This window comes from Paenibacillus albicereus (assembly GCF_012676905.1).
Lineage (GTDB): Bacteria > Bacillota > Bacilli > Paenibacillales > Paenibacillaceae > Paenibacillus_O > Paenibacillus_O albicereus.
The window spans coordinates 1631769-1650232 of record NZ_CP051428.1 but is presented as its reverse complement, the minus strand read 5'-3'; the positions used below and the strand labels follow the sequence as shown (position 1 = coordinate 1650232).

At 69.3% G+C, this 18464-nt stretch carries 9 protein-coding genes; 2 read left to right on the top strand and 7 right to left on the bottom strand.

Annotation, left to right across the window (positions count from 1 at the left end; translation table 11 throughout):
• Positions 1-103 precede the first annotated feature (103 nt).
• The 3 genes from HGI30_RS07220 to HGI30_RS07210 form a co-directional block, all read right to left on the bottom strand.
• Complete coding sequence (locus HGI30_RS07220) at positions 104-691, bottom strand: hypothetical protein (RefSeq protein WP_168907008.1); 588 nt, start codon at positions 689-691, stop codon at positions 104-106.
• A 133-nt stretch (positions 692-824) separates the two neighbouring features.
• Complete coding sequence (locus HGI30_RS07215) at positions 825-1241, bottom strand: DUF350 domain-containing protein (RefSeq protein ID WP_168907007.1); 417 nt, start codon at positions 1239-1241, stop codon at positions 825-827.
• A 21-nt stretch (positions 1242-1262) separates the two neighbouring features.
• Positions 1263-3623 carry an endonuclease MutS2 gene (locus HGI30_RS07210; protein ID WP_168907006.1) on the bottom strand — a complete coding sequence of 787 codons (2361 nt, stop codon included), beginning with the start codon at positions 3621-3623 and terminating at the stop codon, positions 1263-1265.
• Positions 3624-3804: 181 nt separating this feature from the next.
• Here HGI30_RS07210 and HGI30_RS07205 point away from each other — a divergent pair, with 181 nt between their 5' ends.
• Positions 3805-4161, top strand: a complete 357-nt coding sequence (locus HGI30_RS07205; protein WP_168907005.1) for a phage holin family protein — start codon at positions 3805-3807, stop codon at positions 4159-4161.
• A gap of 165 nt (positions 4162-4326) precedes the next feature.
• Positions 4327-4722 (top strand): cupredoxin domain-containing protein, encoded by a 396-nt coding sequence (locus HGI30_RS07200; RefSeq protein ID WP_168907004.1) that lies wholly within the window; start codon positions 4327-4329, stop codon positions 4720-4722.
• A gap of 128 nt (positions 4723-4850) precedes the next feature.
• On the opposite strand, the gene HGI30_RS07195 is transcribed toward HGI30_RS07200, so the two are convergent.
• From HGI30_RS07195 to HGI30_RS07180, 4 genes are read right to left on the bottom strand one after another with little or no spacing between them, the layout of a single operon-like run.
• Positions 4851-6101, bottom strand: coding sequence for an ACP S-malonyltransferase (locus HGI30_RS07195; protein ID WP_168907003.1), 1251 nt, complete (start codon positions 6099-6101; stop codon positions 4851-4853).
• Positions 6098-6922 carry a thioesterase II family protein gene (locus tag HGI30_RS07190; protein WP_168907002.1) on the bottom strand — a complete coding sequence of 275 codons (825 nt, stop codon included), beginning with the start codon at positions 6920-6922 and terminating at the stop codon, positions 6098-6100. The genes HGI30_RS07195 and HGI30_RS07190 overlap by 4 nt, the downstream gene beginning before the upstream one ends.
• A complete protein-coding gene (locus tag HGI30_RS07185) occupies positions 6895-7875 on the bottom strand; it encodes a BtrH N-terminal domain-containing protein (protein ID WP_168907001.1) in 981 nt (326 codons plus the stop codon). The genes HGI30_RS07190 and HGI30_RS07185 overlap by 28 nt, the downstream gene beginning before the upstream one ends.
• Positions 7872-18392, bottom strand: a complete 10521-nt coding sequence (locus tag HGI30_RS07180; RefSeq protein WP_168907000.1) for a non-ribosomal peptide synthetase — start codon at positions 18390-18392, stop codon at positions 7872-7874. The genes HGI30_RS07185 and HGI30_RS07180 overlap by 4 nt, the downstream gene beginning before the upstream one ends.
• Positions 18393-18464 lie beyond the last annotated feature (72 nt).

Sequence of the window (18464 nt, the reverse complement as noted above, 5' to 3'; positions counted from 1 at the left end):
CTCCGTCGTCCGAGGGCATGAAAACCGAAAAAGCCCCGCGCATAAGCGCGGAGCTTGAAGGCGGAGCCTGTCCAGCGGCAGGACGCCGCTGGCTTCGGCCGGATCAGCTTTCCTGATCCAGCACTTCCGCCAGGTAGGAGCGCGAGCCGAGGTCCAGCTTCGTGGACACCTCATGGCAGTTCGGGCAGACGTACAGCTGCAGCCGGATCGTCTCCGGAAGCAGCGGCTGCTGGAGGGACGGCGGCTCGGCCGGCGAGAACGAGCCCGCGCCCAGCATGTTCGTGCCTGCATGCAGCATGAATTCCCGGCAGGAAGGGCACTCCGGCACCTCTTCCTGGTTGTCGAGGATGCGCTGCACCTTCTCGTCGGCGCGCAGCCACGACTGCTGGCGGCCCGCTCCGGCCCAGCCGGTGTCGTCGCCCGCCTCCCAGTCGGCGTCCTCGTCCGCGCTGATCGGGGCGGCCGCTCCGGTCGTTCCAACGGCAGCCTCCGCACGGCCGGCCGGCTCGTCCCCGTCTTCTTGCTCGTCCGCATCGCCCTCCGCTCCGCCGACGCGGAGCGTCCGATACCCGCCCAGCTCATTGCTGCAATGCGGGCAGACTTCCTCGGGACCGATTTCCTCGTCCCATACTAGTTCGGAGTCGCACCACGGACAGATGTCCGTCGCGCGCTCCTGCTGCTGATGCTCCATCGCTGCAGCTCCTTTCTCCAACCTGCTGTCCGAACCCGATCATACCAGATATAAAATGCCGAGCACAAAGAACAGGACGGCCAGAACGGCCAGCGTGCCCCATAAGTACTTCATGTCCATCTCCTCCAAGCCGTCAGATCGTCGCTCCGATGACATACGAGATCGACACCGAGATCACCATCGCGATCAGGCCGACCGCCCGGTTGTCGCGCTGGATCTCGTCGTCGATGCGGAATACGGGCGTCATGAACTCGAACAGGAAGTAGGCGAGCAGCAGCACGACGAAGCCGAACGCCCCCCAGATCAAGCTTCCGTAGATGGAATCGCCGGCATTGGCCGAAAACCGGAATATGTTGCAGATGCCGAAAATCTTGCCGCCGGTGGCCATCGCGACCGCCACGTTGCCCTTGCGGATCTCGTCCCAGCACTTGTACTTGGCGACCCATTCGAACACGGTCAGGAACAGGACGAGGGCCATGACCGTCACCGCGACATAAATCAGGGAAGAGGCATAGGCATTGTCCAGCAGCCCGTCGATGATTCCGCTCACGCTAATCGCTTCCTCTCGGAATTACTTGAGCTCCGCGACCGTGACGCCCGCTCCCCCTTCGCCGTAGTTGCCGAGCCGATAGCTCTTCACATGCGAATGGCGGCGAAGGAAGTCCTGGATGCCGGCGCGAAGCACGCCGGTCCCCTTGCCGTGGATGATGTAGACTTGCCCCATGCCGGCCAGGAAGGATTCGTCCAGGAATCGGTCCACCTCGATGATGGATTCGTCCAGGTTCGAGCCGCGAAGATCCAATTCCATCTTTACGTTGTCGTCGCGTGTCCGTTTCAACGTCGCCGGCGCGGCCTTGGGTGCGGCCTTCGGCGCAGGCGCCGGCTTCAGCAGCTCGAGGTCGGCCAGCTTGACCTTCATCTTGAGAATGCCGAGCTGCACGGTCGCCTCCGAGCCGGACCGCTCGACGACGTGGCCGCGCTGGCCGAGGCTGTGCACCTTGACCTCGTCGCCGGCCTCGATCTCCCGCTCGGCCGCCGGACGCGCGCCTTGACGGCCCTGGACCAGCTGCGGGGAAGCCTTCTCCAGCCGCTTGCGCGCCTCGGTCAGCTTGTGGTCCTTGACCGCCGCGCCTTCCTCGCGCTGCAGCTGCCGCAGCTCCTGGATGATCTCGTCGGCTTCGCGGCGGGCCTTCTGCACCGCTTGGCGCGCTTCCTCCTGCGCCTTGGCGAGCAGGCGCTCGCGCTGCTCCTCGAAGCGGCGAAGCTCCTCCTCGTACAGGCTGCGCTCGTCCTCCAGCTCGCGGCGCAGCCGCTCGGCGCTGTCGCGCTCCTGCTCCGCGCTCTGGCGGTCGCGCTCGAGCGACTCGATCATGTTCTCGACCCGCAGGTCCTCCTCGCTGACCTCGCCGCGCGCCTGCTGGATGATCGCCTTGTCCAGGCCGAGCCGCTCGGCGATCGCGAACGCGTTGCTTCGTCCCGGCACGCCGACGAGCAGCCGGTACGTCGGACTGAGCGTCGCCACGTCGAATTCCATGCTGGCGTTGATGAGGCCGGGGCGGTTGTAGGCGTAGGCCTTGAGCTCGCTGTAGTGGGTCGTCGCCAGCAGGCGGCAGCCCATGCGGTGGATATGGTCGAGGATCGCGATCGCCAGCGCCGAGCCCTCGGCCGGATCGGTGCCCGCGCCGAGCTCGTCGAGCAGCACGAGGCTGCTCGGGGTCATGTCGCGCAGGATGCGGATGATGTTGGTCATATGGCTGGAGAACGTGCTGAGACTCTGCTCGATGCTCTGCTCGTCGCCGATGTCCGCATAGATCGCGTCGAACACGCACAGCTCCGTGCCGTCGTCCGCGGGCACGAACAAGCCGGACATCGCCATCAGGCTGAGCAGGCCGACCGTCTTGAGCGCGACCGTCTTGCCGCCGGTGTTCGGGCCGGTGACGATGATGCCGGTATGCGACGCTCCGAGCTCCAGGTGCAGCGGCACGGCCTTGGACCGGTCGAGCAGAGGGTGGAAGCCGCGCTTCAGCACGATCCGGCCCTCGTCGTTCATGAGCGGCAGCTCGGCTTTCATCGCATGCGCGAGCTGCGCCTTGGCGAAGGCGAAGTCGAGCTGGGCGAGGCCGTCATGGTTGATCGCCAGATCCTCCGCCGCCTCGGCGGCCAGCGCCGTCAGCTTCTGGAGGATGCGCTCGATCTCGCGCGCCTCGGCCGCCTTGACCTCCCGCAGCTTGTTGTTGAGCGCGACGACCGCCTCGGGCTCGATGAACAGCGTCGCGCCGGAGTTCGACTGGTCATGTACGATGCCGCCGAAATGGCTGCGGTACTCCTGCTTGACCGGAATGACGTACCGGTCGCCGCGCAGCGTGACGAGCGTGTCCTGCAGCATCTTTTGCACGGACGAGGAGCGCAGCATCTGCTCGAGCTTCTCGCGCACGCGGCCTTCGCCTTGACGCAGCTCGCGGCGGATGCGTCCCAGCTCTACGCTCGCGCCGTCGAGCACCTCCCCGCTTTCGTCGATGCAGGCGAAGATGTCGTCCTCCAGCTCGCGCCGAGGGTACATGCCTTCGGCCAGATGCGCCAGCAGCGGCATCGGCTGCTCGTCATGCAGATGCAGCACATGGCTGCGCACCCGCCTGGCTCCGCGCGCCGTGAGCGCGACCTCGAGCAGCTCGCCGGGGCTTAGGGTGCCGCCGATCGCCGCCCGCTTCAGATGGGCGCGGATGTCCGCCACGCCGCGAAACGGAGGATTGCCCTTGAGCCGGTAGGCGTTCGCCGCCTCCACCGTCGCCTGCAGCGAGCGGACGACATCGTCGAGCGCGGACGAAGGGGCGAGCTCCTCGGCCATCCGCAGGCCCATCGGAGTCGCTGTATGTTGAATCAATTGATGGATGATTTTGGAGTATTCAAGCGTGCTTAAAATTTTGCTGTCCACGAACGGTCCACAGCTCCTCTCTAGGGCCATTATAACGGATGGGCACGGCAGGCGCACGGGGCGAGAACTCTTCCTACATAAAATGCCCCGATTCCGGCCATGCTAGTGGCGTGCACCCGGCAAAACCGACGGCCTTCCTGCCGCACGGGAGACGGGAACAACTCGACTGGAGGGAACCTGCATGAACTTTCTCGGACATGTCGTCCGCTTCATCGTCTCGGCGATCGTCCTGATGCTCGTCGGATTCATCGTGCCGCAATTCACGGTCGGCGGCTTCTGGAGCGCGCTGATGCTGGCGCTTGTCATCGCGCTGCTCGGCTGGGTGGCCGAAGGCATCTTCGGCAAGAGGGTCACGCCGTTCGGCCGCGGCATCGTCGGCTTCGTCGCCAGCGTGATCGTCATCTACATCGCCCAGTTCATCGTCGGCGGCGTCGCCGTCACCTGGCTCGGCGCCATTCTCGCCGCGCTCGTCATCGGGATCATCGACCTGTTCATCCCGACTCCGTTCGATGCGGCCAAGCGCAAGGAAGAGCACTGAAAAGGCCGCCAAGCTCCCCTTTCGAGCCTGGCGGCTTACATAGATTGTCATCATTTGTTCAACCTTCCGCCGCCCGCCTCGTTTCGAACGCAGCCGGGATTCGGTATGATAAGGACAGCATGACCCGCTCGACTAGACCGACCATCCGAAAGGAGACTGAAATAGATGAACCGCTCCCAAATCCGCCGCATTCCGCTGATCGCCGCCGCGGCCGGCTTCCTGCTGATCTCCGCTGCATGCGGAAGCAGCTCCGCTCCAGCCTCGAACGGACCGTCCGCGGCCGTCGAGACGACGTCCGAGCCGACCCAGGATCTCGTCATCAAGGCGACCAACTACAAGTTCGACCAAGAGACGTATACGATCAAGAAAGGCGAGCCGCTGCGCATCAAGCTGGAGAGCGACGGCATCCACGGCATCCGCATCGCCAACACGTCGGTCAAGATGAACAAAGACGAAGAGAAGGTCTATTCCTTCAGCGAGGCAGGCGAGTATCAGATCGAGTGCAGCATTCCTTGCGGCCCCGGCCATGAGAAGATGATCTCGGTGCTGAAGGTCGTCTAGCTTTCCCTTGAAGCAAGTCGAAGGCCGTCCCCCGGCCGCTGCCTGAGCAGCGGCCGGGGGACGGCCTTTTTTCTTGCCGGCTCAGGGGGCCGGCAGCCTTGGCGCAACCGCGTCCATCCGCGCGGACTTCAACGCGCCCCGGTCGCAACCGGCCGGAGGCCATGCGCCGCGGCAAGCCGGGCCACCCGTTCCAGACGCTCGCCTTCGGGCATCCTTTTGCCCGCCAGCACCCGGCCGAGCAAGCGTTCGGCCTGCTCCAGCCGGTCGCCATCCGGGACGGCCGGCGCCGACTCGGCCTCCCGCAGCAGCCGCTCCAGTTCGCGGGCCGGAGCTTCCACCTCCCGGCTGTAGACGAGCGCGTCCCCCTCCTCGTTGCGCGTGCCGACCGCGACGGCGAGGCAGCCTTCGAGAAACGAGAGCATGCGGCGGCGGCGAATCCGATGCGCCAGCTCCTCCCGCTCGCCGTCTTCCTCCATCGCCAGCACGCGGAGAACGGTCCCAGCCGCCAGCCGCTTCAGTACGCCGCCCGGACCGGCCTCGACCGCCTCGCTCGCTCCGGCCGCCGCGAGCTTCGCCATGACCGCCGTCCAGCGCACGGGAGCGGTCAGCTGACGCTGCAGCAGCTCCGCCAGTCCGGACTCCGTGTCGGGCATGCGCTTCCCCGTGACGCTCGAAAGCACAGGCAGAAGCGGGGGAGCGAGCCGCACCGCGCTCAGCTCCTCGCCGAACGCCTCGCGGGCCGTCGCCATGAGCGGACTGTGGAACGCCCCGCCGACGGCGAGCCGCGCCGCGCTGCCCCCCGCCTCGCGCACGAGGCGCTCCGCCTCCTCCAGCGCCGGCAGCTGGCCCGACAGCACCGTCTGCGAGGCCGAGTTGTAATTGGCCGGAACGACGACGCCGAAGCGGCGCGACTCCGTCACCTCCCGGCAGATCGCCTCGGCCCGCTCCGGCGCGATTCCGAGCGCGGCGACCATGCCGCCGGGCTGCCGCCTCGCCGCCTCGGCCATGAGCCGGCCGCGCGCCTGAACGAGCCGGACCGCGTCGCCGAGCGCGAGCGCGCCGGCGCATGCGAGGGCGCTGAATTCACCGAGGCTGTGCCCCGCCAGCCAGCAGGGCGGCGGGCCTTGGAGGCTGCCTCGGTAGACGCGGTACGCCGCGACCGATACGGCAAGGATCGCCGGCTGCGCGAGCTCGGTCCGCGTCAGCTCCTCCATGGAGCCGTCCCGAAGCAGCCGGACCAGGTCCGTCCCGATCGCGTCGCCGGATTCCTCTATCGCCGCGCGGGCTTCGGGATGATGCTCCATCAGCTGCCGGCCCATGCCGGGATGCTGGGAGCCCTGTCCGGGGAACAGCAGCGCGGGAGCCAAACGTTTATTCATGGCGAGCTCCTCCTTTCCTCCATGCCGCCGATGCCAAGCCTCTCGCCGCCGTCGCCCGCAGCCAGCGGAGCCAAGGCGGCGGCCTCCTCGTCCGTCCCGATTCCCTCCAGGATGCGGCCGATCCGCCGGAGCAGCTCGGGATAGCGGTCCTGCGCGTAAAAATGCCCGCCGTCGAACCACTCGTATCGGCAGTCGGCCGCGAACCAGCGCCGCCACTGCTCCGGATCGGCGGAAAGCGTCGCGTCCTCCCTGCCGTTCAGCACGACGGCCGGCGTCTGCAACGGGGCCGCCTCGTCCTGGCGATACGTCTCCACGAGGCGGAAATCGGCCCGCAGCACGGGCAGGAACAAGCGCAGCAGCTCCGGGTGCCCGAACAGCTCGTCCGGGCTGCCTCCGAGTGCCCGCACCCGCTCCGCGAACGCCTCGTCGGGCAGCCCGTGGATCGGCTCTTCCTTGCGGGGGACATGGGGAGCATCCTTGGCCGAGAGAAACAGCGCCTCCGGCTGAAGCCCGCCCCGGCGCTGCAGCCGCACGGCCAGCTCATAGGCGATCAGCGCCCCCATGCTGTGCCCGAACAGCGCGTAGCGGCCGCCCTCCCGCAGCTCCAGCGCCTCGCGCAGCAGATCGTCCGCCGCCTCCTGCACGCTGCGGTAGAACGGCTCGCCCATCCGGCTGCCCCGCCCCGCCGGCTCCAGCGGGACGAGCTCCAGTCCCGCCGGCGCGGCGGACGCCCAGCGCCGGTACGCCTGCGCCGATCGGCCCGCATACGGCAGGCAGAGCAGCCGCAGCGGCCTCAAGCCTCCGCCGCGAGCCGGCTCCACAGCTCGCGCTCCCGCGCCAGCAGGCGCTCCGCCAGCTCCGTCTCGCGGGCGCGGCGGAAGCTGCCGTCCGCGAAGCGCTGCTTGAGCGTCGCCCAGCCCTCGCGGATGCGGGCGAGCTGCTCGTCCAGCTCGTCCAGCAGCTCTTCCTCCAGCAGCTGTCGCTCCCGCAGCAGGGCCAGCAAGCCCGCGTTCGCCTCGTGGCGGTTGACGATGATGGTGATGCCGACGAGGCCGTAGGTCAGCTGCTGCTCCCTTTTGGCCGCGTCCTGCTCCTCCACGAGCCACATGCCGTCCATATCGAACGATTCGAGCTCCTGCGACAGCCGGTCCGCATGCGCCGCGACCTCCTCCAGCGCAAGCTCGAACGGCCGGACGTCGGGCTGCAGATGATAGACGTAGTAGGCCGGTCCGCCATAGGACGGATCGATCTTGTACTCCGACTGCGCGAACGCCTCCAGCACCGTCGCCTCCGACACCTCATGCTCGCCGTAACCGGCGAGCGTGTCGTCGATGACATAGAAGACGCCCTTCTCTTCGTCAAAGCCGTTGAACAGCGAGTAATGGAACCAGTGGAACTTCTGCCACGCCATGCTGTCCGGCAGCCAGCCGAACAGGTCGACGTTCAGGCTCAGGCTCAGGCCGCTGCGCAGCACCTCGCGAAGCTCCTCCAGCATGCGGCTCTCGTCCCGAAAATGGCGGGGCTCGATCCGGCGGATGACGCCCGTCAGCGGAAACTTCTCCCACTCCGTATCGCTCATGTAATAAAGCGTGTCGATCGTCGGGTAGCGGAACTCGCGGTCGGTCGCCGCCTGCCAGCGGAAGTAGCGGTATAGATTCAGATAAGCCGCATCCCGGTAGCTCGGATGCACCGACTGGGCGATGCTGAACGCCTGGTTCAGCATGCAGTTCATCCAGAAATCGCGGAATGGCTTCCGTTCCAGCGTCAGCTTCATCCCCATGCCTCCTCCGTCTCCAGCTCGAATTCTTCCAACGGGCGAGTCCCGTCCTCGTCGGCGCAGAGCTGACGCACGATCTCCTCATAATGGCGGGCCATTCTCTCGATCGTATCCGGATCGAACAGATCGGCGGCATACTCGAACGTAATCGAGGTCACGCCGTCCCGCTGCACCGCCTCCAGCGTCAGGTCGAATTTGCTCACCCCCGGATCGAACGCGAGCGGCTCCAGCGACAGCTCCCCCGCCCGGATCGCCGGCTGATCCATGTTCTGCAGGATGAACATCGTGTCGAACAGTGGATTGCGGCCCGCCTCGGGCTGGATGCCGAGCCGCTCGACCAGCTGCTCGAACGGATAGTCCTGGCGGTCCAGCGCGTCGACGAGATCCTGCTGGATGCGACGCATGTACGCGCCCGATCCGAGTTCTGCCGCCGGACGAAGCCGCAGCGCGACCGTATGGACGAACATGCCGAGCAGCGGCTCCACGTCGGGATGCGTCCGCCCTGCCGCCGGCGTGCCGATGACGAGGTCCTCTTCTCCGGCATACTTGGACAGCAGGAGGCCGTAGGCGCCGAGCAGCACGGCGAACAGCGTCGCGCCGCGCCGCGCCGCGAGCCGCTCGGCGGCTGCCGTCAAGCCTCGGTCCAGGCGGCGCTCCAGCGTCGCGCCGCGGAAGCTAGGCGCGGCCGGCCGCGGACGGTCGAGCGGCAGCTCCAGCGCCGGAGGCTGCTCCTCGAAGAGGGCGAGCCAGTACGCTTCTTTTGCGAGCATCGCTTCCGATTGGAGCCGCTCCAGCTGCCAGACGGCGTAATCGCGGTAGCCGATGCGCGGCTCCGGGAGCGGGGCGCCCGTGTAGAGGGCTCCCAGCTCGCGGATGAGCAGCGCGGTGGAGACGCCGTCGGTCACGATATGGTGCAGATCGAGCAGCAGCAGGTGGCGCTCGGCGCCGAGCCGCAGCAGCGCGGCCCGCACGGCGGGCTCCCGATCCAAGGAGAACGGCCGGACGAACGCCTGCACGAGACGCTGTACGGGCAGCTCCCCGCTCGCGGACAGCCCGTCCGCCGCCTGCGCTTCCAGCGAGGCGCTCCTCTCCAGCCGGAAGCCGGACGGAGCATGGACCCGCTGCAGGAACTCGCCGTTCTCGTAATGGAACGTCGTCCGCAGGCTTTCCTGGCGGCGGGCCAGCTCGCCGAACGCCTGCTCCAGCCGCTGCGGGTCAAGCGTCCCGCGGATGTCGACCGCGAACGGCACGTGGTACATCGTCGCCTCGCCGGCCATCCACTGGAGCAGGTATTGACGGCGCTGGGCGGGCGACATCGGATAGCCCCGCACGGAATCCGGCTGGCGCGGTATCGGCTCGAGCCGGGCGGCGCTTCGTCCGACCAGCTCCGCCATCGCCGCCAGCGTGGAATGCTGGAACAGCTCCCGCAGCGGCACGTCGGCGCCGAACTCGCGGGCGATGCGGCTGGCCAGCGTCGCCGCCTTGAGGGAGTGTCCGCCGAGCTCGAAGAACCCGTCGCGGCGGCCGACGGCCTCCACCGTCAGCACGTCTCTCCACAGCGCGGCCAGCCGGATCTCCAGCTCTCCGGCCGGCGGCTCGAATGCCGCAGCGCCGCGCGCCTCCGGCCTAGGCAGCGCCTTGCGGTCCACCTTGCCCGTCGGCGTGAGCGGAATCCGCTCCAGCAGCATCCGATAGGCGGGAATCATGTATCCCGGCAGCCTTGCCGCCAGATGGGCCTGCAGCCGCTCCTCCGCTCCGTCCTCCCGGCCGGACTCCGGCACGGCATACAGGCACAGCGCCTGATCGCCCGCCTCCTCGTCCACGACCGTGACGACCGCCTCGCGGATGCCCGGCGCGGCCTGCGCCTGCTGCTCCACCTCGCCGAGCTCCACCCGGTGGCCCCGGATCTTCACCTGATGGTCGCGCCGCCCGGCGTAGACGAACTGCCCGCTCGCCAGGCGGCGGCCCAGGTCGCCCGTCCGGTACAAGCGCTCTCCGGGAAGGAGCGGATGCTCGGCAAAGGCGCCTTCGTTCCATTCCGGATGGCCGAGGTAGCCGCGGCCGACCCCTTCGCCGCCGATGCAGATTTCGCCGATGACGCCGGTCGGAACGAGTTTCAGCTTGTTGTTCAGCACGAGCATGTGGGCGCCGCCGATCGGCGTGCCGATCGTGATCGTCTCGCCGGAGGGCAAGGCGGTCACCTCCTGGACGGACGTCCACACCGTCGTTTCGGTCGGACCGTACAGATTGAAGATGCAGGCGTCGGTCGCCTCCCGCAGCTTGGCCAGCAGCGACGGCGCGAGCGGCTCGGCGCCGATCATGAGCACGGACAGCCGGCGCAGCGCGGCCGTCTGCCCTTCCTGGGCCGCCCACCACCGGAACCGGCTCGGCGTCAGCTGCAGCACGTCTACCTCATGGCGCTCCACCAGCCGGCCGAGCGACGCCGCGTCGCCCCTTTCTTCCTCGGAAGCAAGCACGACGCGCATGCCGATCGTCAGCGGCAGCAGCGTCTCCACGAGGAAGATGTCGAACGAGACGGCCGCCATCGCCAGCACCGCTTGTCCCGCAGCGAGCGGGAAGCGGGCGCGGAACTGCTTGAGGAAGCTCGCCAAGCCCCGATGCTCGATCATCGCGCCCTTCGGCCGGCCGGTCGAGCCGGACGTATACAGCACATAGGCGAGATGCTCCGGGCGGCTGACGGGCACCGGATCGCGGTCCGAGCGTCCTGCTCCGTCCTCCTCCAGCTCTTCGAGCGTCCACTCCGCGCTCGCGCCGGCGGCACGGCCGAGATAGGCCGCCTCCACGAGCGCCGGAGCGGAGCCGGCATCCTCCAGCATCCAGCGGATGCGCTCCTCGGGGTACGACGGATCGACGGCGACGAACGCCCCGCCCGCCTTCAGCACGCCGAGCAGCGCGACGAGCAGCCGCGGCGTCCGCGATGCCATGACGACGACCAGCTTCTCGGGGCCGACTCCTCTGGCGCGAAGCGCATGCGCCATCCGGTTCGCCCGGGCGTTCAGCTCTCCGTACGACCAGGTCTCCTCCCCCGCATGCACCGCTGGAGCATCCGGGCCCGACCGGGCCTGCCGCTCGAACTCGGCCATCATGCTGACCCAGCCTGCTTCCTCCGCCCCATCCGGCAGCGATGCCGGATCGGCCATCTCCTTGATCTCCATCGTTCCTTCTCTCCTCTCGCGAAGAGCGTCCGCCAGCAGCTCGCGGCGCTCCTCGCTGTCGATCATGCCCAGCTGCTCCAGCGGCAGCGCGGATGCCCCGGGCTGCAGCCATTCCTTCCATACCTGCGCATAGTGGCGGATGATCCGCCGCGCCGTCGCTTCCGCGAACAGCGCCGTGTCGTACTCCAGCTGGAAAACAAGGCGTCCGTCCCGACGCGCCGCCTCCAGCGTCAGGTCCGCCTTGGCGGAGCCCGCTTCCAGCGGCAGCATCACCGCCGTCAGGCCGCCTCCGGCGAGCTCCGGCAGCTCCATGTTCTGCAGCACGAACATGCAGTCGAACAGCGGCAGCCGCCCTTCCTCCGGCTGCACGCCCAGCGCCTCCAGCAAGTCCTCGAACGGACGGTCCTGATGCTCCAGCGCCTCCAGCGTCTCCTGCTGCAGCTGTTGCAGAAACGCGTCCAGGCGGCGCTCCGGAGCCGGAAACCCTCGCAGCGCCAGCGTATTCACGAACAGTCCGACGAGGCGCTCCGCATCGGGATGCGACCTGCCGGCGGCAGGCGAGCCGACGCGCACTTCAGGGACGTTGCCGTAGGCGGCCAGCAGCCTCATATAGGCGCCGAGAAGCGCCGTATACAGCGTCACGCCTTGTCCGCGCGCGAATCGGCCGATGTCCGCCGTCGTCTTCTCGTCGAATTCGAACTCCAGCCGGCGGCCCTCGCCGATCCGGACCGACGGACGCGGACGGTCGGTCGGCAGCTCCAGCGGCGGCAGCTCGCCCGCGAAGCGCTCCAGCCAGCGTGCGGGAGGCGGCTCCGACAGCCGCCCCTCCAGCCAGAGCGCATAGTCCCGGTATCGGATCGGCAGCGGCTCGAGCGCCTTGCCTTCGTAAAAGGCGAGCAGCTCGCGCACGAGTACCGGCATCGACAGCCCGTCCGCCGCCATATGGTGGAAATCGAGCAGCAGGACGCGGCAGGACGCGTCCGCTTCCAGCAGCAGCGCCCTCAGCAGCGGCGGCGCATCAAGCGCGAACGGCCGCAGCAGGCGCTCCAGCCTGCGGCTGACCGCCTCCTTCACGGCCGGCGCCCGCGAGTCGGCGAGCAGCAGCTCCGTCTCTTCCGCGCTCAAGGTTGCTTGCTCCAGATGGAACTCCGCCTGCGGCAGAATGAGCTGCCGGAACGACTCGTCCTCGTGGACAAACGCCGTCCGCAGCGATTCGTGGCGCTCGATCACGGAGCGGAAGGCCGCTTCGAGCCGCGCCGCATCCAGCTCGCCCCGGATGAGCAGCGCCAGCGGCACATGGTACGACGCCCCCCCTCCGCCGAGGCGCTCCAGCAGAAACATCCTGCGCTGAGCCCGCGACATCGGATAATGGGGCCGGTCCGCGGCGCGCGGAATTCGGGAGCCGGCTTGCGAGGCGGCCATGAGGGACGGCATGCTGCCGGCCTCATCGGACGCCGCTGCCGTCGACAGGACGGGACGAGCTCCAGCTCTCGTTGCCGGGAGGATGGCCTCGGCCCGGTCCGACTCGCCGGCCGACGCCCCTTGCGCATCCAGCCAGCCGGCCATGCCAGACAAGGTCGGGTGCTCGAACACGGCGCGCAGCGGCACTTCGATGCCGAACGACTGCCGGATGCGGCCGGCGAGCGCCGCCGCTTTGAGCGAGTGGCCGCCCCTTTCGAAAAAGTCGTCCTCCGGTCCGACGCGCTCCAGCCCGAGCGCTTCCTGCCATAGCTGCGCCAGCCGCCGCTCGCTTGGACTCAACGAAGCCGGCTCGGCCGCAGATTGCGCGCTCGGGAACGAAGGATCGGGCAGCGCCCGCCGGTCGACCTTGCCGCTGCGCGTGAGCGGGATCGCCGGCACGGGCAGGAGGAAGGCGGGCACCATCGCCTCGGGCAGCAGCGCCAGCAGCTCGGCCCGCAGCTCCTTCATGCCGCGCTCGCGGCCGAGCACCAGGTACGCGCACAGCACCCGGTCCCCCGCCGGTCCGAGGCGGGCGTCGACGACCGCCTCGGCTACGCCGTCCAGCTGCAACAGCCTCGCCTCGACTTCGCCGGGCTCGATGCGGACGCCTCGGATCTTGAGCTGCCGGTCGATGCGGCCTGCGTACATCGCCTGTCCGTCCGGCAGCCAGCGCGCAAGATCGCCGGTCCGGTACAGACGCTGGTCCGGACGCAGGGAATGGGGCGCGAACCGCTCCGCCGTCAGCTCCGGCAGTCCGAGATACCCGAGCGCCAGGTGGCTGCCCGCAATGCACAGCTCGCCGCCGACGCCGGGCGGAACCGGCTTGCCGCCGTACCCGAGCAGGAGCACCTCGGTGTCGTGCATCGGCCTGCCGATCGGCACGATCGCATCCGCCGGGCCGCCGGGACGGAACACATGGGCGGTCGCGCATACGGCCGCTTCGGTCGGCCCGTAGCCGTTGACGATCGCGATGCCCGGCAGGAGCGCGGCGAACCGCTCCAGCGCCCCGCTGCGGATCGGCTCGACGCCGACGAGCAGCTTGGACAGGACGGCTTCGACGCCACGCTCCGCCTGCCGCTCCAGCTCGGAGGCCACCTCGCCGAGCAGCGTCGGCGGCAGGTAGGCGAACGTGATCCGCTCTTCGGCGACGATCTGCGCCATCCGCAGCGGATCGAGCAGCGAGTCGTCGGGATAAAGGATGGCTGCCGCGCCGGCATGCAGCGGCAGGAACAGCTCGCAGACGCTGACGTCGAAGCTGAGGTTCGTCAGGCTGAGGCAGCGGTCCTCCGGCCCGATTCCGCCCAGCAGGCGGCTCATCGAAGCGGCGAACGAGTGGAACGCCCGATGCGGCACGACGACGCCCTTCGGCCGGCCGGTGGAGCCGGACGTATAGATGACGTACATCGGGTCCTCCGCAGACAGGCGGCCCGCGCCCTGCTCGCGCGCGGCGTCAGCCGCATCGTCAGCCGCAAGCAGCTGGCCGAGCTCGGCCAGCCGCAGCTCCCGGACGTCCCGCAGCGCCTCCCGCGACGGAGCAGGCTCCGGGAGCTCCGTCAGCGCAAGGAGCGCGCCGCTATCCTCCAGCATGTAGCGCAGCCGGTCGGGCGGAGCGGCCGGATCGAGCGGCAGGTAGGCCGCGCCGCTCTTCAGCGCGCCGACCATCGCGGCGAGCATCAGCGGCGTCCGGTCCGCCAGCACCGCGACTACGGAGCCGGCCCCCGTGCCTTCGCGGCGCAGCAGGCGGGCGATCTGATCCGCCTTGGCGTTCAGCTCGCGGTAGGTCCATGAGCCGTCCTTGCCGCTGACGGCCAGCGCGTCCGGCCGCGCAGCCGCCCAGGCTTCCACGAGCGCTTCCGCGCGCGCCGGCCGCAGCTCCAGCGACGGCCCTCGGCCGAAGCGCTCCAGCTGCTCCCGCTCGGCGGAGGACAGCATGTCCGCCTCGCCGAGCGGACGCTCCGGCTCGGCGAGCAGCGCTCCGATCAGGCGGACGTACCGGTCGATCAGCGAGCGCGCCGTCCGTTCGCGGAACAGCGAGACGGCATACTCCACGACGAGCCGCAGTCCGTGCGGACGCTCGACCGCCTGCACCATCAGGTCGTATTTGGAAGTGCCGTGCTCATAGCGCTGGTGGCGATAGGCGAGCCCCAGCTGCGAAAAGTCGGGGATGCGCAGGTTCTGCATGATGAACATCGTGTCGAACAGCGGGCTGCGGCTCGGATCGCGCCGGCCTTCCATCCGTACGAGCTCCTCGAACGGCACCTCGCCGCTCGCGAAGGCGTCCAGCACCGTTTCCTTGACCTCCCGCACGAACGTCGCGAAGCTCTTGGCCGCCTCGGGCCGGGCGCGCAGCGGGTGCGTTCCGACGAACATCCCGGCAAGGCGCTCGAGCCTCGGCGACGGACGCCCGGCGACAGGCGTGCCGACCGCGATGTCCTCCGCGCCGGTATGCTTGGCGAGCAGCACGTAATAGGCGGCCAGCAGCACGACGAACGGCGTGCAGCCGCTGGCGGCGGCATGCCGCCGGACGGCGGCGGACAGGCCGGCATCCAGGTCGAGCTCGAAGGTCGCTCCCCTGCCGTCCTTGACGGGCGGACGGGCGAAGTCCGCCGGCAGCTCCAGCACCGGCCACTCGTCCTGCAGCCTTTCCCGCCACCAGGCCCGCTGCCTGTCCATCCGCTCGGAGGCGAGCGTGCGCTGCTGCCACTCGGCATAGTCCCGGTAGCGGAGCGGGAGCGGCGGCAGCGAGCCGCCGGAATAGAGCGTCAGCAGCTCCTGCAGCAGGATGCCGGCGGACATGCCGTCGGAGGCGATGTGATGCAGGTCGAGGAACAGCACCTGAGCGCGCGGACCGGTCGAGACGAGCGCCGCCCGCAGCTGCGGGGCGCGGGAGAGGGCAAACGGCATGGACAGCGAGCGCAGCGTCCCGTCGAGCTCGTCCTCCGCGCATGACAGCCGCTGAAGCCCGAACGGAACGTCACCGTGGATGAACTGCCGGACCTCGCCGTCCACGACGGCGAAGGAAGAGCGCAGCGGCTCATGGCGCCGGATCAGGCTGCGGATCGCGGACTCGAGCCGGTCGGCGTCGACATCGCCGGACAGATGCAGCAGCTCCGGCAGGTTGTAGCTGCGGTCGTCCGGCTGCGCCTGCTGCTGCAGGTACATCTGGCGCTGCGACGAGGAAACCGCGTAATGGGGCTGCTCGGCGGTACGCGGGATGAGCGGCGCGAGGCCGTCCGCATCACGACCGGCATCGAAGCCGGAGGCGACGCCCGCTTCGGCGGCCTCATCACGACCGGCCTCGAAGCCGGGGGCGACGTCCGCTTCCGCGGCCTCAGCCTGCGGCGACGCGTCGGCGACTCGCCCTGCCGCCGCTTCGCGGCTCGCCGCGCTCGCCGACGCCAGCTTCCGCCGCAGCACGGAAGCGAACGCCTCCAGCACCGGCGCGGCCAGCAGCTCATGCACGGCGATGTCCGCGCCGAACCGCTTGGACAGCAGGCCGACCGCGCGCAGCGCCAGGATCGAGTCGCCGCCCAGCTCGTAAAATCCGGCATCCGGACTCAGCTCGTCGTATCCGAGCACCTCGCCCCAGGCATCGGCGGCCGCCTGCAGCGCCTCGTCCGGCTCGGCCGTGCTTGACGTCCCGGTCTCCTCGGCCGACTGCAAAGGCATTCCCCCGAAGCCTGCCGAATCCGCGCGGCCGCCCCCTTCCAGCAGCCGAACCCGTCTGGCTCGGTTCGGCTTCCCTTCCTCCCCGTCTTCGAGACGCTGCAGTCGGCCAAGCAAAGGCTCGAGCTGCTGCCGCAGCTCCGGCGGCAGCAGCTCGAGCGCGGACGCGAGCGCTTCGGGCGGCACGGCGGACGGGATGTCCCGCCGGGCCGCAGCGGCGTGCGCGCCCGGCGCGGGGCGCGACGGCTGCAGCCAGCAGCGCCGCAGCTCGAACGGAGCCCCCGGCAGCGGCGCGCGCTTCAACGAGCCCGGCGGATGCAGCCTCGTCCAGGCCGGCTCTCCGCCGGACGCGTACAGCCGCGCCGCAGCGTCCAGGCTGGGCGAAGCTTCCGCCGCGTCAACTTCCTGCGCCATGGCCGCGTTGGGCTGAACTCGGCCGGCGTATGCCGCCGATCCGGCGGCCAGTCCCCTTGCCGCCAGCCGGAAGCAAGCCCCCTCCGGCGTCCAGGCGGCTTCGCTTGCCGCAGCGGAGCCGGGCTGCAGGGCGGCCGCTTCGCCGAGCGGGACCGCACCCGCGTGCAGCGCTTCCTCCAGCGCAAGCGCCAGCTCCCGCCGCGTCCGGCAGACGATCGCCAGCCGATGCGGGCCATGGGACCGCCCGCATGCAGCCGTCGCGCACATCGCCGCGAGCGGGCTCGCGGCCGCCTCGTCCGTCTTCAGCCACTCCCGCATGCGGGCCGCGGACGCGGCCAGGCCTTCCGGCGAGCGGGCCGACAGCACGAACAGGGCCGGAGCCTCCGTCTCCGCCGCCGCCGATTCGCGCGCCGGAGCCTCCTCGAGCACGACATGCGCGTTGGTGCCGCTCATGCCGAAGGCGCTGACGCCCATGCGGCGCGGACCGGCTCCCTTGGGCCACGGACTCGGCTCGACGTTCACGTACAGCGGCGATCCGATGAAGTCGATGCTGCGGTTCGGACGGCGAAAATGCACGTTCGGCGGCAGCATGCCCCGCTTCAGGGCGAGCAGGCCCCTCAGCACGCCGGCGATACCTGCGGCATGGTCGAGATGGCCGATCTGGCTTTTGGCGGAGCCGATCGCGCAGAACTGCCGCTTGTCGGTATGCCGGCGGAACGCCCTCGTCAGCCCGTCGATCTCGATCGGATCGCCGAGCGACGTTCCGGTGCCGTGCGCCTCGATATAGGAGATCGTCTCCGGATCGACGTCGGCGTCCTGCCAGGCGCGCGCGATGACGTCCTCCTGCGCGAGCGCATTCGGCGCCGTGATGCCCGCCGAGCTGCCGTCCTGTCCGACCGCGCTGCCTTTGATGACGCCATGGATGAAATCTCCGTCCCGCTTCGCCTTGGCGAGCGGCTTGAGCAGCAGGGCAACCGCTCCGTCGCCCATGCCGGTGCCGTCGGCCGCGTCGTCAAACGGCTTGGCGCGTCCGTCTCCGGCCTCCATGCCGAGCCGGACGCCATGGTCCAGAGGCAGCAGGTTGATCTTGACGCTGCCCGCGACCGCGGCGTCGCATTCGCCGGAGCGGATGGCCTGACAGGCCAGGTGCAAGGCGACGAGCGAGGAGGAGCAGGCGGTATCGACCTGCAGGGCGGGGCCGTGCAGGTCGAGCAGGTAGGCGACGCGGCCGGCGATCATCGAGCTGAGGTTGCCGGGCGCGGCGGAGCCGAGCTCCTCCGGGCACAGCGCCTCGATCATGCGCTTGTAGTCGTGCAGGGCGTCGCCGTTGTACCCGACGTATACGCCGGTACGGGAGCCGGCCAGGCCAGCGCCGCCGTAACCCGCATGCTCGATCGCCTGCCAGGCGGCCATCAGGAACAGCCGCTGGTTCGGATTCATCAGGGCGGCCTCCTTCGGCGACAGGCGGAAAAGCGCCGGATCGAAGGAGGCGATGTCGTCGAGGAACGCGCCTTCGAAAAATTCCGCTTCGTCCGGGTCCACGCCCAGATGCCTTAGGAACGGCTCGGCATCGTCCCGGCGGCCGGACGGAAACGGACCGATGCGGTCCTCCGCCCCGCCAAGCAGTTCGGCCAGCTCGGCCGGCTGCGAGGCGCTGCCGATCCGGCCGGCGAAGCCGATGATCGCCACCTCATGCGTGGCGGAAGAATCCGTCACGGCGGCCCGGGCGGCAGGCGCCGGAGCTTGTCCGCCCGCAGGCGGCACCGGCTTGCCGGTCAGCTTGCTCAGTTGAAACATCGGGTTGTCCCCCTTTTCCATGGCTCACGGTCACTGGGTCGAATGAAGCTGGCCGACGCGGCGCTCGCGCGG